We start from the raw sequence: 14029 nt of genomic DNA, 5'->3' as shown, positions 1-14029 counted from the left end.
GCGGTCCTTTGCGGTCAGCGGCGCAGGTACTCGGGAGAGGTGGCGACCGTCTTGAGCACGGCCTTGAGGTTGCCGTTGCTCTGCTGGGAGGCGTCCCACAGGCGCTTGTAGATGACGCGCTCGTCCTGGGCGTGGCGCATCTCCCGGCCGAAGAAGAGGGCGTACTGGGCATTCAGCGTGCGGCGCACGAAGGACTCCTTCTTCACCGCCTGCGTGGCGAAGGCCTCCATGCCCGTGCCCTTGAAGGCGTACGGGGCCACCAGGTTGCGGTCGCTGTCGTCCAGCGGCTTCCCGTCCTGGTCCGTCGTGCGGTAGTTGCCCTCGTCGTCCCACTTGAGGCGCTGGTGGGCCAGCGGCGTCAGCGTCTGGTGGCAGGAGAAGCAGATGCTGGACGGGTCCACCGTGGAGGCGGCCGTGGCCGCGCCGCGCATGTCGAAGACCTCCGAGGGCACCTCGTACATGGCGCCCAGGAAGTCCGTCATCACACGCGCCGCGTAGTTGTAGTGCGGCAGGCCGGGCTTGTTCTTGATGAAGCCCTTCATGGTGAGCACGCCCGTCTTCCCGTGCTCGGGCGGGCGCACCACCTGCCGGAAGGACGTGTCCACCGAGTAGTCGCCGGTGAGCAGCTCCTGCAGCGGCTTGCCCTCCAGCACCAGGTGCGTCCACAGCCGCGCGGGCTCGTCCGTGTCGGGCGTGCCCTCGCTCTCCGTCCGCACCCGCATCCGCTGGTAGTAGTAGGTGCGAAAGTCCGGGGACGCGAGGTAGTCGTCCACCAGCGTCTCCCACGACTTCGTCCCGCTCTCCAGCGCGGTGAACTCCGCGGCCGTGGGCGGCCGGCCCAGCAGGTCCTGCGCCAGCTTCACCAGCAGCAGTCGGTCTCGCTCCTTGCCGCTCAGCCCCTCGTACGAGGGGGGCAGGGTGAAGAGGAAGTCCGGGGCGCGCATCAGCCCCTCGCACAGGCCGCTCCACGCCTTGTTGGCGTTGGGCTCGAAGTCGTTCAGGTCCCTCACCAGCGCGTAGCCGTCGGTGCGCTCCTGCGCGGTGGCGGCGCGGTACAGCATGCGGCGGTACAGGGTGTCCACCTTCGCCTTCGCCGCGTCCACGCGTTGCGTGCCGGTGGAGGCCTCCGTGGGGCCGTACACCTGGAGCGCGTCCACGTGCATGTTCCTGTCACAGACGCCCGTCTCACCGTAGTCGTTGGTGAAGTGCACGGAGAGCACGTGGTTGCCGCCCGTCACCGCCTGGGTGTGGACGAAGTCCGCGTAGGCCGTGCCGTTGGACACGTCCCACTCCTTGACGACGACGCCGTCCACCTTGAGCTGCAGGTGTGGAAGCTCGGGGCCGCACGGGTCGCCCTTGGCCTTCACCGTGAAGCGGTACGTGGCGCTGGCGGGGAAGGGGTAGGGCTGGGCGGTGGTGAGGCTGCCGGTGGTGTAGAGGTTCCACCCGGTGGTGCCCGAGCGCGCGCCGGTGCTGGCGAGAATCTGCGTGCCCGCCGGCGCGGTGGTGTCCGTGCGCGCGGCGCCCTCCATCTCGTACTGCTTCGTGCTGGGCGCGGGCACGTCCACCAGGGGCTGCGCCAGGTCCAGCCCGGTGAAGGGGCCCGACTTGTTGGTGGCCGCGGTGAGGCACACGTCGCGCGCCAGGTCGTCCAGGCCCAGGAAGAAGTCCGCGGTGGCCACGCGCGCCTCGACGAAGTGGTCCTTGTAGTCCACGCCGCCGAACAGGCCCACGTTCTGCGCGAAGCGGTCCACGCCGCCGCGCACCCACGGGTCGTTGAAGACGGCCTTCACCTTCCCCTTGAGCTGGTCGAAGCCGAGGAAGGGGTTGTCGTACGTCGCCACCTCGGGGCCGCTGTAGGGCTCGAGCAGCGCGGGAGGGAACTCCTCGTCCGCCCGGGCCGCGGGCTCGCGCGCCTCCACCGCCGCCAGCTGGCAGGTGAGGCTGGCCACGGCGGCAATCTCCTGCGCGCTCCATGACGGCTGGCCCCGCGGCATGCGGGCCGCCTCGTCCAGCGTCACCAGCCGCGACAGCAGCGAGCCGGACTGCGGGCTCATGAAGCCCGCGGCGCGCGCGGCGTAGAAGGTCTCCACGCCCTCGTAGCTCACCTTGAAGAGGCGGCCGCTGGTGGTGGCGTGGCAGGAGATGCAGCCGGACGTCTCGCGCACCATCGCGGGGTGGACCTCGCGCGCGAAGTCCTCGGCGATGGAGCGCATCGTCACGGCGCCCGGCACGCTGTCCAGGTCACAGTCCAGCGTCCCATCCGGCTGCACTGTCGGCGGGCCGGAGTTGGGGTCGCCGGAGCCGAACGACACCTGGCCGGAGCAACCGGCGGTGGACAGCGCAAGGACAGCCAGGGCGTGGCGCCACGGGCGCAGGGGGTGTGCGCGCATGAGCCCTCCTAGGGGGGTGGGAGGCGACCCCTAGGTTGTCACGACTGTCAGGTAGAGAACCAGGGCCCCAGCCCGAAAAGTAAGGATTTCCCCGTAATCCTACATGGTCCTTCATGGCCACAAGGAGGCGGGCGGGCGGCCGGCCGCCCGGGGCGTGCTCGCGGACGAGGGGGAGGGCCCCCAGCTTGAGAGTCCAGGAGGTGACACGCATGGCGTGGCCAGAGTCGGGGTCCCCGTTCGAGCGGCGCTCCATCATCCAGGGCATGCGGGTGCGGGCCGGGGACGGGACGAAGCTGGGGTACGTGGCGGTGGTGGGCGAGGAGCACCTGTATGTCAGGCGCTGGCCCTTCAGCCGCTGGTGGGCGGAGGTGCCCATGTCGCGGGTGCGGCACGTGGGCCGGGGCGCGGTGCTGCTGGAGGGACAGGACGCGGGGCGGCGCGTGCCCGCGGGGCGGCCGGAGGCCGGGGAGTTGCCCACGTACACGCTGCCGCTGACGGAGCCGGCGGGGTGGAAGGACGGACACCGCTGAGGCCGTACGTGAGTGCGGCGCGGCGCCCGGAATTGTGATTCAAGGCGGCGCCATGTCTTCCGCCATGTCCCCTATCGACGAGCTGTCCCAGAGGGTGTCCGCCGCGTTCGCGGACCGGACGAAGCTGAAGGACCCGGCCCATGTGGCCGCCGTGCGCGAGACGCTGGCGCGGCTGGACTCGGGCGAGCTGCGCGTGGCGGAGAAGGGCCCGGGCGGGTGGAAGGTGAACGCCTGGGTGAAGGAGGCCATCCTCCTGTTCTTCGCGGTGTCGGAGATGCAGGTGATGGAGGTGGGCCCCTTCGAGTTCTACGACAAGGTGCCGCTGAAGAAGGGGCTGGAGGCGGCGGGCGTGCGGGTGGTGCCCCCGGGCACGGTGCGCTACGGCGCCTTCGTGGAGCGCGGCGCGGTGGTGATGCCGGGCTACGTGAATATCGGCGCGCGCGTGGGCGCGGGCACCATGGTGGACACGTGGGCCACCGTGGGCAGCTGCGCGCAGGTGGGCAAGCACGTGCACCTGTCCGGCGGCGTGGGCCTGGGCGGGGTGCTGGAGCCGCCCACCGCGTCCCCGGTCATCATCGAGGACGGGGCCTTCCTGGGCAGCCGGTGCATCGTCGTGGAGGGCGTGGTGGTGGAGGAGGAGGCGGTGCTGGGCGCCAACGTGGTGCTCACCGCGTCCACGCAAATCATCGACGTCACCGGCCCCGAGGAGAAAATCTACAAGGGCCGGGTGCCCGCGCGCAGCGTGGTGATTCCGGGCATGCGGGAGAAGCAGTTCCCCGCCGGGAAGTTCATGGTGCCGTGTGCGCTCATCATCGGCCAGCGCACACAGTCCACGGACCAGAAGACGAGCCTCAACGCCGCCCTGCGGGACTTCGCGGTGCCGGTGTAGCAGTGGCGGAAATCCACTCGGGCCCGCATTTCGTAGAGAGAGTGTGACGGGACGGCATGTGACGATGAACCACCTGGACGACATCCTGCCGGAGTGGGCGCTGGGCACCCTGGATGCCGCCACCGCCGAGGTGGCCGAGCGGCACCTGACGGAGTGCGCCCGCTGCCGTGCCGAGGCGCTCCGGTGGGTTCCCGCCCGGGAGGGGCTGACGGCGCTGGTGGCGCCGGTGGAGCCCCCGCCCCAGGTGCTGTCCCGGCTGATGGAGCAGGTGGAGGGGCCGGGGCGGCTGGCCCGGTTCGCGGACCGGGTGGCGGCCTTCTTCGACCTGACGCGGGAGCGGGCGCTGGAGGTGCTGGCGGCCGTGAGCGACCCGGCGGCGTGGATGCCGGGACCGGTGGAGGGCTCCGAGCTGATGCCGGTGGAGGCGGGACCGGCGCGCGAGGGAATGCTGGCCGGCATCCTCCGCCTCCACCCGGGCGTGCGCTACCCCACGCACACCCACCACGGCCGCGAGTGGAACCTGGTGCTGGAGGGCGGCTTCCGCGAGGACGACGGCCACGAGGTGTGGCCGGGCGAGGAGCTGGAGAAGACTGAGAGCAGCGCGCACGGCTTCACCGCGCTGGACGGGCCGGCCTGCCTCTGCGCCTCCGTGCTGGAGGGCATGGCGAGCTTCGAGGAGGAGCTCGCCGCGCCCGAGTGAGGCGGGGGCCGGGCACGCCCTGGGCTACTGCTTGGGCGGTTCGTCGAGGTTCGCCAGGTTCTCCTCGGCCATGTGGCGGTACCGTGGCACGACCTCCACCGCCAGCACCTCGCGCAGTTGCTGGCGTGCCCCTTCGAGGTCGCCGGCCTCCTGGCGGAGCATCATCCGGTAGAGTGCCTGGGAGATGCGCCGCTTTCCGTCATCAATGCGCTCCAGCATCTTCGCCAGGAGCGCCTCGGTGCCCTCCACGGTCTGAAGGGCCTCGGTCGCTTCGGTCTCGTTGATGGCCACGGAGGGGGCTGTTCGCAGCAGGAAGTCGCGCAGGTCGTCGCGGCGCACCAGAGGTTTCCCCCGTCGAGCCCGGAGCGCCAGGGCGCGAAGCTGCCCCCACGGGTGGAAGTCCTCTTCAACGTGCCCGGTCAGGCAGATGGCCTCGAAGGTCGCCAGATACTCGAGCTGGATTTCGAGCTGCTCGCGGTAGTGGAGAACGACCTCGACCGTGAGCGCGTCCTCCAGCACCTTTCGCGCATCCTCGAAATCCCCCTGGTCTCGCAGGGACTCCGCCTGGGAAGTCGCCTTCCCCAGCCGCTGGGAACCTTCCCGGATGCGCCGCCTGAGCTCCCGCAGGAGGGTGGTGGCCGTCGCGACGCCACGCAGGGCATCCTCGATGTCCGCGGGGCTGATGGCCATCAGATGGGCGCCCCCGCTCAGGATGTCGCGGGTCTCGTCGTCCAGTTCTAGCGACGCGCCCCGCTCCAACACCCTCTCGCCCAGTTCCTCGACGCGTCGCCAGGCAAGCCGTTCCTCGTCTGTCATCGCATCTCCTATCGCTTACGCTTGGGCCTGGGCGCGCTGCACATGTCCTCGGGCCATCTTCCTCGCTGCCCCTTGCAGCGGTCGAGACAGCTGGAGCAGTTGCCTGTCCAGCTGAGGTCGATGCACCGGGTGTATTGCTCGATGCAGTACTCCCTCCAGTCCGAACGTTCCTCACCGTCGTCGCGCTCCTCTCCACGCTCGGGAACATCGACGCCCTTCAAGGTGGCGGTCTGTGCGGCCTCACTGAGTTCTTCCATGCTCTTGAGGATCCTCGCCGCCTCCAGAGGGTCGGCGCCGCAGCTCTGCACAGGAGTGAGAGGATTCCGCTGGATGCAGCAGCTCATCGAGTTCCAGCAGGTGGGGGCTTGCGCCAGGTAGGGCGGAGGGGCCGACGCGGGTGCACGGCGCGCGGTGGAGTGTGCCCCCGAGGAGCAACCCGCCGCGAGGCCACCCAGGAAAACCGCCAGCCAGCGCACGAGAGCGTGATTCTGCTTTTGCATTCTAGGCAGCTTAATCGCGACTGCTATCGCTGTTGCCATGCTCGCGCACGGCTTCACCGCGCTGGACGGCCCGGCCTGCCTCTGCGCTTCCGTGCTGGAGGGCATGACGAGCTTCGAGGAGGAGCTCGCCGCGCCCGAGTGAGGCGGCTCAGGGCTGTCCGCGGAAGACGGGCAGGCCCTTGCGCAGCCGGTCGAACAGCTCGCTGTTGTCGAGCTGATTGTCCTCATCCAGCACCTCGTCGACGAACAGCGCGCGCAGGCGCTCGGGTACGCCGTCCCCGTAGCCCTGCCGGTACGTGTTGATGTCGAAGTGGTGCTCGGCGTGGACCGTGGCGCTGACGTCGTGCTCGTCCTCGATGACGACGCGCGCGTGCACGGTGTCGGCGCTCAGGGTGTGGTCGTTGTAGAAGCCGAGGACGACGTCGCGCGCGTGGATGGCTCCCCGGACGCTGAAATCGCCGTCCGTATTGAGCGCGTGACAGCGCACGTCTCCCAGGACGTTGACGAGGGAGTCGTTCTCGTTGTCCTCCAGGACGCCGTGCACGATGAGGCTGCCCGTCACCGCGAAGGGCTTTTGGATGGAGAGGTGGCCGTCCACCTCCAGGTCTCCGTGGTGGAAGAAGGGGCGCTTCAGGGTCAGCGGTCCCTGGAGGCGCACGTGTCTCGGTGGCACGTCGAGCACGTCCCGCAGCGCCGCCAGGACGGCCAGCGTCTCGTCGGGGTCGCCGGAGCTGTAGAGCCCGGTGGCGAGCTCCTGGGCGGAGTCGACGTCGAGCTGGAAGGAGCGCCTGCCCTTCGGCGCCGCGGCGCGCAGGGCGGCGGTGTCGAAGGGGAAGGGCGCGAACGGGTCCTCGCTCCGGGCGTAGGGGACGCGGGGCTGGCCTCCCGCGCGCTCCAGCAGGGCGATGACGGCGTCGTATTCCGGAGTGCGGCTGTGGGGCTTGCCCCTGTGGTCCAAGCGCTCGCGCAGCGCGGCGCCGAGCGGGGTGCGGCCCAGCCCGTCGAGCGCGTTCACCTCGGCGCCCAGCGCGAGCAGCAGCTCGGCGATGGGCGCGAACCCGCTGTCGGCCGCCCGGTGGAGCGGGGTGGCGTCGTCGTCGTTGCGCACGTCGATGGGGGCGCCCGCGTCGAGCAGCTCCTGGTAGAGGCGCGCGCTGCCGATGCGGAACGCGGCGGCGCGGGCGTCCTTCACGTCGGAGGGCACCTTCGCGCCCGCCGCGCGCAGCAGTTGGACGATTTCGAGCGCGCGCTGCTCCTGCGTGGCGTCCTCCCGGCCGTAGGGCAGGGCTCGCAGGAGGGGTGTCTGGGCGTGGTCGTCGCGCGCGTTCGGGTCTGCCCCGGCTTCCAGCAGGGTGCGCACCACGTCGACGCTGGGGAGGGGGTCGCTCTTCGTGTAGGGCGCGAGCACGGCGAAGTGCAGGGGCGTGGAGCCGTAGTTGCCGCGTCCGTGCACGTCCGCGCCCCGGGAGAGCAGCTCGCTCACTGCGGCCGGGGTCAGCTCCGCCTGCCAGCGCCGGCGGTCCTGGCAGAGGGAGAGCAGGGCCTGGGTCGCATCCGGGTTCGTGGACATGGCCGGGCATCTGAGCGCCCGGCCTGCCACGAGGCAATCGACATCTGGCGCCGGGGCCCTACCCGAGCGCCTCCAGGGCCTTCTTCGCGTCGCCGCTGGCGTCGCGCCTGGCGTTGTTGAGGACGAGGTCCCAGTCCTCGCGGGTGAGCTCGGTCGGGTTCCTGCCGCTGAAGGTGTACTGCGCGCTGTTGGCGAGGAGGTACAGCGCCTGCCTCGTGTCCTTGTCGCCGCCTGCCTGGGTCATCTTGTCCAGCAGGTCCGCCGCCGCCGGGCCGTGGACGCCCCGGCTCTTCAGCATGGCCTCGAGCTGGCCGACTCCCGGCGTCTGGCCATCCAGCAGCTCGGGGCACCGGGAGAGAATCCCCTGGAGGCGCTCCGGAGGAATGCCCATGCCCTCGACCAGGGCCTTCACCTGGTCGTCGTCCGCGTCGGCCATGGCGTCGATGAGCTTCTTGGAGACGCCGGCGGCCTCCAGATACTTGCGCTGGTCCTCCTTGATTTCTCCTCGCTTGAGGAACCAGTCGACCAGCTCGCCCGTGGCGGTGACGAGGCCGCCTCCGGCGCTGATGAGGATGCCCAGCGGCGCTGCGGGCGTCAGCTCGAGGATGGCGCCCGCGCCGCTGATGACGTCCCCCACGAAGGCGATGCCCAGCCCCAGGTTCGGGTCCTCCATGAGGCTCTTGAGGTGCATGTGCCCGGACAGCGCGGCGACGCCGACTCCCAGGAGTGGGGCCAGCCTGCCCGCGAAGTTCGCGAACTTCTCGGCCTTGGCCGGGTCGACATTCAGCTTCAGCCACTTGCCCGTCTCGGATGCCGTCGCCGTGGACTGGGCAATCAGCCCCAGCGCCTCCTTCGAGGCACCGCCCGCCTCCTTCAGCATCGCCTCGTACTCGCCGGACTTGCCCGCGTTGTAGGCAGCCAGCGCGCCGAAGCCAATCATCGTCCGGGCCAGGCCCCGGGAGACGGGGTCCTTCGCGCCCTCGATGAGCTCCTTGATGAGGTCGAACTTGCCTTCCTTGGCCTGCTTGTAGGCTTCGACGAACGTCTTCCCGTTCGCGAAGTCCCACCCGCCCTTGGTGCCCTCGGTGAGGATCTTCAGCGGCTCCAGCAGGCTCCCGAGCTTCTCGAGGCCCGCCTCGGGAGGCTCGGACTCCATCATCAGCCGGGTGCCCGTCTGGTTGATGGCGTCCTCGACGCCCTTCTTCGCGTCCTTCTCGGAGAGGATCTTCGACTTGGGGTCCAGCTTCGCCAGCTCACCGGCGAGCTTCACCGTGGACTCCGCGTGGTCCGGAGAGGCGCCGAGGAGGGCCATCGCATTGGCGATGGTCTTCGCGTCCTCGGGCCGGTCCTGGCCCGCGGCATGGAGCGCCTTGACGTCCCCGCCCAGCGTCTTCGCCAGCTCGTCCAGCGCCTTCCGGTGACTCTCGTAGACCTTCTTGTTCTTCTCGTCGTTCTGGAAGGCCTTCACGTACGCCTTGCGCTGGTCCTCGGTGAGCGCGGGGCCGAAGGAGGCGAGCTGGTCCTGCAGCTCCTTCTCCTTCGCCTCCACCTCCTTGAGCGTCTCGTTCGCCTCTCGCGTCCGGTGCTGCACCGGGTTGAGCGTGCCGTTCACGTTGACGAGGGTCGCGTCCAACTGGGGGGCGAGCTCCGCCCAGACGCCGGTGCCATCGCCGCGTGACAGGATGTTGATGTCCGTCTCCGTGAGGGTGCCCGCCTCGATGGCCGCCTTCATCGCGTCCACCACCTCCTGCCGGCCGAGGTAGGGGTTGGACTCGCCGGTGGCAGGGTCCTTGTGGAAGATGCCGCCCTGGCCCTTGAGGGCCTTGTTGAGCGCGGCGCTCTCGGCGTCCCCTTCCTTCATCCGGCCGATGAGCTGGGCCTGGTAGTCCTTGTCCCCGGCATGCTCGCGGAGCAGCTTCGTGAGCTCGAGGCCGTAGGCTTGCGGATTGAGGCGGTCCTTCAGGTGCTCGTAGTCCTTGTTCGCGGCGGCCACGGACTCGGGGTTCAGGCTCTTCTTCGTGTCGGCCGTGCCTCCGGGGTCCGCCACCATCATCTTCTGCAGCTCGGGGGAGATGTTCGCCTCCTCCAGGGCCTTCTGGCGCTCCGGGGAGCCGGGCGCGGTGGAGAAGATCTTCCCGGCCTTGGCGCCGGAGAGCGTGCCCACCTGTTGATACTGGGGGTTCTCCTTCAGGTACTCCTCGGTGTTCGCGTAGCTCTTCTGGGTGGAGGGGTCGAGGACGCGGTCACCCTGGCGCACCACCACGTGGCCGCTCTGGCCCTCCTGGCCCGCGCGGGTGTCCTGCAGGAAGACCAGCTCCGAGCGCCCGCGCAGCTCCGGCGTCGTGTTGGCCACCCAGTCGGCGGCCAGGTCCAGGCAGTTGGCCTGTCCGTCGCGCGTGTCCTCCGTCAGCAGGGTGGAGGAGGGCGGGGCCTGTCCGTCCAGCGCGGGGCCGGTGCGCTGGGGGGCGGGCTCGAAGGTCGACTTGCCGCGCGCGTTCTCCACGGCCTGGCGCTGGGCGGCCTCCGCCGCGGCCTTCTTCGCGGCCTCCTCGGCGGCACGGCGGGCGGCGGCCTCGGCGGCGCGGCGGGCGGCCTCCTCGGCGGCACGGCGCGCCGCCTCCTGGGCCGCGAGGGTGTTGTTTCCGACGGAGGGGTTCGAAGGGGGAACTCCCATGGGGCCTCTGGGGGGTGTGGAAACGTGGACGGTGGGGGTGACCTGGCTGCTTTCGAAGTGAGGACAGGCCGGTTCGTTTGTCGTCCCAGGAAAATCGCCGGCCGGGGCGGCTCCAATGGGGGGAGGCCCGGGGATATGGTGCCCGGCGCATGTCTTCCACCGACCTGGCAGCCCGGCTCGCCCGTACGACGCTCGAGCTGTGCCGCATCCCCAGCCCCATCACCCACGAAGGCCCCATCGCCGACCATGTCGAGCGCTGGGCCCTTCAGCACTTCAAGCGCGACGAGGTCTTCCGCGTCGGGCACACGCTGCTGCTCGGCAACCTGAAGGACCCACGCCCCACGGTGGCGCTCATCGGCCACCTGGACACCGTGCCCGCGCACCCGAGCGACCAGGGCCGGGAGCCCCGCCTCGAGGGCGAGCGCGTCTTCGGGCTCGGCGCGTCCGACATGAAGGGCGGGCTGGCGGTGATGATGGCGCTGGCCGAGGACCTGCGCCGCGACACGCTGCCCGTCAACCTGGCGTTCCTCTTCTACGAGCGGGAGGAGGGGGCGTACGCGGAGAGCGGCCTCATCCCCCTGTTCGACAAGCGGCCGGACCTGGCGGGGGTGAAGTTCGGCATCGCCATGGAGCCCACGGACAGCGTGGTGCAGGTGGGCTGCGTCGGTTCCATGCAGGTGACGGTGCGGTTCACCGGGCGCAGCGCGCACTCGGCGCGGCCGTGGCAGGGGGAGAACGCCATCCACAAGGCGGGGCCGTTCCTGACGGAGCTGCTCGGGCGCCAGCGCGTGGAGGTCAACGTCTCGGGCTTCCCGTTCTACGAGGTCATCAACGCCACGCTGGCCAAGGGCGGCCGTGCGCGGAACGTGATTCCCGAGGCCTTCGAGCTGAACCTCAACTACCGCTTCGCGCCGGGAAAGAGCGTGGCGCAGGCGAAGGAGGACGTGCTCGCGCTGGTGGCGGGCAGGGCGGAGGTGGAGATTACCGATGCCTCGCCGAGCGGTCCGGTGGTGGCGGGCAATCCGCTGTTCCAGAAGCTGCTGTCCACCACGGCGCTGCCCGCGGCGTCGAAGCAGGCGTGGACGGACGTGGCGCGCTTCGGCGAGTGGGGCGTGGACGCGGTGAACTATGGGCCGGGCGAGACGGCGCAGGCGCACCAGGCCAACGAGAGCGCGCCCATTCCGCCGCTCGCGGTGGCGTACGAGAAGCTCGCCGCGTTCCTCAAGGGCGCGGGCTGAGTCACGACGCGGGGCCGGGCCTGCCCCCCTCCGCGAGGCGGGCAGGGCGGGGCCACCCGGCTGGCGTCATGGGCGCCACGCTCCGGTCCACCCGGGCCTGGTCTCGCCGCCGCCGTGCGGAATGAAGGTTCCTTCCAGGCACCGGAGCCGGGGAGGGCCACCGCGTCCAGGCGACATGGTCGAATGAAGGTTCCTTCCGGATACCAGGGCGAGGCGGGCGGCCACGCCCACGCGGAAGGAACGTTCCTTCCATGGACCGGGGAGAGGCGGGCGGTCACGCCCAAGCGGAATGAACGTTCCTTCCGGCTGCTGGTGCGAGGGACGGCGGAGCCCTTGCGCCCAAGCGGAATGAAGGTTCCTTCCAGATACCGGTGCGAGGGAGGGCGGAGCCCTTGCGCTCAAGCGGAATGAAGGTTCCTTCCAGGGACTGGGGGCGGCCACGCCCAAGCGGAATGAACGTTCCTTCCGGGGACCAGCGCTGGGGCAGGGCGGGCGACGACGCCCATCGGCTGGGACCGCCCCATGGCCTGGATGGGCATGGCGGGCGCTGAGGGCCTACAATCCGCGCCCAGCATGCCGTCCCCTCCTTCCGTGTCCTGGCCTTCCTGGCTTCCCCGCCTCATGGCGGCGGGCTCGCGGGACGGCGCCTCCCAGCGCTGGCTGTGGCCGGTGCTGGTGCTGGCCGGGTACACGGTGCTGGCGCTGGTGTACGGCGCACAGCTCTCCGTCTATCGCGCGTCGCGGGGCGAGCCCGTCAGCTTCGGTGAGACGCTGCTGGTGGGCGGCATCGAGTGGTACGGCTGGGCCGTCCTCACGCCCTTCATCCTCGCCGTCGCCCGCCGCGTCCGTGCCACCGGGCGCCCCTGGCCCATCCAGCTCGCCCTCCACCTGCCGCCGAGCCTCTTCTTCGCTGCGGCCCACATGGCCCTGCACGCCATCTTCCGCCAACTCCTCATGGACCCGCCCGGAGGCTGGCCCGGCGCGTGGGCCTACTTCACCTGGATGCTGTCGAAGACGACGGACTTCGACGTCCTCGTGTACCTCTCCGTGGTGGGGCTGGATGCGGCCCTGCGCTACTCGCGGCAGGTGCGTGAGGAGGCCCTGCGCTCCTCGCAGCTGGAGGCGCAGCTCGCCCAGGCCCAGCTCCACCTGCTGCGCAGCCAGCTCCGGCCGCACTTCCTCTTCAACACGCTGCACGCCATCTCCGCCCTCATGCACCGCGATGTGAATGCCGCGGACCGCATGGTGGGCCAGCTCAGCGAGCTGCTGCGCGCCAGCCTGGAGCGCGACGGCCGCCACGAGGTGCCTCTCTCCGAGGAGCTGGACCTGCTCGCGCCCTATCTCGACATCGAGCGCACCCGCTTCTCCGATCGGCTCCAGGTCGAGCTGGACGTGGCCGCCGACGCACGCGACGCAATGGTGCCGCCCCTGCTCCTCCAGCCCCTGGTGGAGAACGCCATCCGCCACGGCATCGCCCCACGCCGGGGCCCCGGCCGCGTCCAGGTCCGCGCCACCCGCGCCGGGGAGCGGCTGTCCGTCGAGGTCCGCGACGACGGCATCGGTCCGCCCTCCGGTGGCCTGGACGGCCTGCGCGAGGGCATCGGCCTGGGCTCCACCCGCGCCCGGCTGGAGCGGCTCTACGGGCCCGCGCACACGCTGACGCTGGAGGCCAACGCCCCACGCGGGTTCGTCGTCTGCGTCTCGCTGCCCTACCGGAGTGTCCGCGCGTGAGGGTACCGATGCTCACACCCGCGCTGACGCTGGCGGCCAATACCCCGCGCGGGTTCGTCGTCTCCGTCTCGCTGCCCTGCCGGAGCGCCCGCGCATGACGGTGCGGATGCTCACACCCGCGCTGACGCTGGAGGCCAACGCCCCACGCGGGTTCATCGTCTCCGTCTCGCGGCCCTGCTGGAGCGCCCGCGCGTGACGGTCCGCACCCTCATCGTCGACGACGAGCCCCTGGCCCGCGAGCGACTGCGCACCCTGCTGGCCCCGGAGGCGGACCTGCACCCGCTGGCGGAGTGTGGCGACGGGCAGGAGGCCCTGGCCCTCATCGCCCGCGAGCGGCCCGCGCTCGTGTTCCTCGACGTGGAGATGCCCGAGCTGGATGGCTTCGGCGTGCTCGCGGAAGCGTCCGCGGCGGCTCCGCCCGTGGTCGTCTTCGTCACCGCCTGGCCCCAGCACGCGGTGCGCGCCTTCGATGCCAGCGCGGTGGACTACCTCCTCAAGCCCTTCACCGTGGAGCGCTTCCAGCGCACCCTGGCCCGCGTCCGCGAGCGCCTGGCCGCGCCCCCGGGAGACCTGCGCCAGCAGCTCCAGCACCTGCTCCAGGAGCTGCGCCCGGCCGTCCCTACCGCCGAGCGCCTGGTGGTGAAGTCCGGCACCCAGACGCTGCTGGTGCCGGTGGACGCCATCGACTGGGTGGAGTCCGCCGGCAACTACGTCACCCTGCACGTGGGCCGCGAGCAGCACCTGCTGCGCGAGACGATGGCGGAGCTGGAGGCCCGGCTCGCCTCGCGCCGCTTCGCGCGGGTGCACCGCTCGGCCCTCGTCAACGTGGACCGCATCCACTCCCTGTCCCCCACGCTGTCCGGAGACCACCGGCTGGTGCTGCGAGACGGGCAGGAGCTGACGCTCAGCCGGACGTATCGCGCCCGGCTGGAAGAGGTGCTCGGCCACCCGCTGTAGGACTGCCGCGTCCCGTCCCTCGCGGCCGGCG

The 14029-nt window shown here is 70.9% G+C and carries 10 protein-coding genes; 6 read left to right on the top strand and 4 right to left on the bottom strand.

Annotated elements, in window-relative coordinates; translation table 11 throughout:
• Window positions 1-14 precede the first annotated feature (14 nt).
• The gene (locus tag LXT23_RS20415) at window positions 15-2393 is read right to left on the bottom strand and encodes a carbohydrate-binding domain-containing protein (RefSeq protein WP_253981880.1); all 2379 of its coding nucleotides are present in this window, start codon (window positions 2391-2393) and stop codon (window positions 15-17) included.
• Window positions 2394-2602: 209 nt separating this feature from the next.
• Between LXT23_RS20415 and LXT23_RS20410 the strand changes: the two genes are divergently transcribed.
• From LXT23_RS20410 to LXT23_RS20400, 3 genes are all read left to right on the top strand, one after another.
• Complete coding sequence (locus LXT23_RS20410; RefSeq protein WP_253981879.1) at window positions 2603-2923, top strand: hypothetical protein; 321 nt, start codon at window positions 2603-2605, stop codon at window positions 2921-2923.
• Between the two features lie 64 nt (window positions 2924-2987).
• On the top strand, window positions 2988-3812 hold the full coding sequence (locus tag LXT23_RS20405; protein WP_253982346.1) for a 2,3,4,5-tetrahydropyridine-2,6-dicarboxylate N-succinyltransferase: 825 nt from the start codon (window positions 2988-2990) through the stop codon (window positions 3810-3812).
• A 43-nt stretch (window positions 3813-3855) separates the two neighbouring features.
• On the top strand, window positions 3856-4512 hold the full coding sequence (locus LXT23_RS20400) for a dimethylsulfonioproprionate lyase family protein (RefSeq protein ID WP_253981878.1): 657 nt from the start codon (window positions 3856-3858) through the stop codon (window positions 4510-4512).
• A 24-nt stretch (window positions 4513-4536) separates the two neighbouring features.
• On the opposite strand, the gene LXT23_RS20395 is transcribed toward LXT23_RS20400, so the two are convergent.
• The 3 genes from LXT23_RS20395 to LXT23_RS20385 all read right to left on the bottom strand — a co-directional run bounded on the left by LXT23_RS20395 (window position 4537) and on the right by LXT23_RS20385 (window position 10072).
• Window positions 4537-5328: a DUSAM domain-containing protein gene (locus LXT23_RS20395; protein ID WP_253981877.1), complete on the bottom strand. Its 792-nt coding sequence runs from the start codon at window positions 5326-5328 to the stop codon at window positions 4537-4539.
• 648 nt (window positions 5329-5976) lie between these two features.
• Window positions 5977-7398 (bottom strand): ankyrin repeat domain-containing protein, encoded by a 1422-nt coding sequence (locus LXT23_RS20390; RefSeq protein WP_253981876.1) that lies wholly within the window; start codon window positions 7396-7398, stop codon window positions 5977-5979.
• Between the two features lie 58 nt (window positions 7399-7456).
• On the bottom strand, window positions 7457-10072 hold the full coding sequence (locus tag LXT23_RS20385) for a hypothetical protein (RefSeq protein ID WP_253981875.1): 2616 nt from the start codon (window positions 10070-10072) through the stop codon (window positions 7457-7459).
• A 149-nt stretch (window positions 10073-10221) separates the two neighbouring features.
• On the opposite strand from LXT23_RS20385, the gene dapE reads away from it, so the two are divergent.
• The 3 genes from dapE (at window position 10222) to LXT23_RS20370 (ending at window position 13998) form a co-directional block, all read left to right on the top strand.
• On the top strand, window positions 10222-11310 hold the full coding sequence (gene dapE, locus LXT23_RS20380; protein WP_253981874.1) for a succinyl-diaminopimelate desuccinylase: 1089 nt from the start codon (window positions 10222-10224) through the stop codon (window positions 11308-11310).
• Window positions 11311-11931: 621 nt separating this feature from the next.
• Entirely contained in the window at window positions 11932-13041 is a 1110-nt protein-coding gene (locus LXT23_RS20375) for a sensor histidine kinase (protein ID WP_253981873.1), read from the top strand.
• A gap of 192 nt (window positions 13042-13233) precedes the next feature.
• Entirely contained in the window at window positions 13234-13998 is a 765-nt protein-coding gene (locus LXT23_RS20370) for a LytR/AlgR family response regulator transcription factor (protein ID WP_253981872.1), read from the top strand.
• Window positions 13999-14029 lie beyond the last annotated feature (31 nt).

The sequence above is a fragment of the Pyxidicoccus xibeiensis genome (assembly GCF_024198175.1).
GTDB classification, from domain to species: Bacteria; Myxococcota; Myxococcia; order Myxococcales; family Myxococcaceae; genus Myxococcus; species Myxococcus xibeiensis.
This window is presented reverse-complemented; position numbering and strand designations above follow the sequence as displayed.

Coding starts and splice junctions, on each gene's coding strand:
- LXT23_RS20415 (WP_253981880.1), bottom strand. CDS start 2,393: ATGCGCGCACACCCCCTGCGCCCGTGGCGCCACGCCCTGGCTGTCCTT.
- LXT23_RS20410 (WP_253981879.1), top strand. CDS start 2,603: ATGGCGTGGCCAGAGTCGGGGTCCCCGTTCGAGCGGCGCTCCATCATC.
- LXT23_RS20405 (WP_253982346.1), top strand. CDS start 2,988: ATGTCCCCTATCGACGAGCTGTCCCAGAGGGTGTCCGCCGCGTTCGCG.
- LXT23_RS20395 (WP_253981877.1), bottom strand. CDS start 5,328: ATGACAGACGAGGAACGGCTTGCCTGGCGACGCGTCGAGGAACTGGGC.
- LXT23_RS20390 (WP_253981876.1), bottom strand. CDS start 7,398: ATGTCCACGAACCCGGATGCGACCCAGGCCCTGCTCTCCCTCTGCCAG.
- LXT23_RS20385 (WP_253981875.1), bottom strand. CDS start 10,072: ATGGGAGTTCCCCCTTCGAACCCCTCCGTCGGAAACAACACCCTCGCG.
- dapE (WP_253981874.1), top strand. CDS start 10,222: ATGTCTTCCACCGACCTGGCAGCCCGGCTCGCCCGTACGACGCTCGAG.
- LXT23_RS20375 (WP_253981873.1), top strand. CDS start 11,932: ATGGCGGCGGGCTCGCGGGACGGCGCCTCCCAGCGCTGGCTGTGGCCG.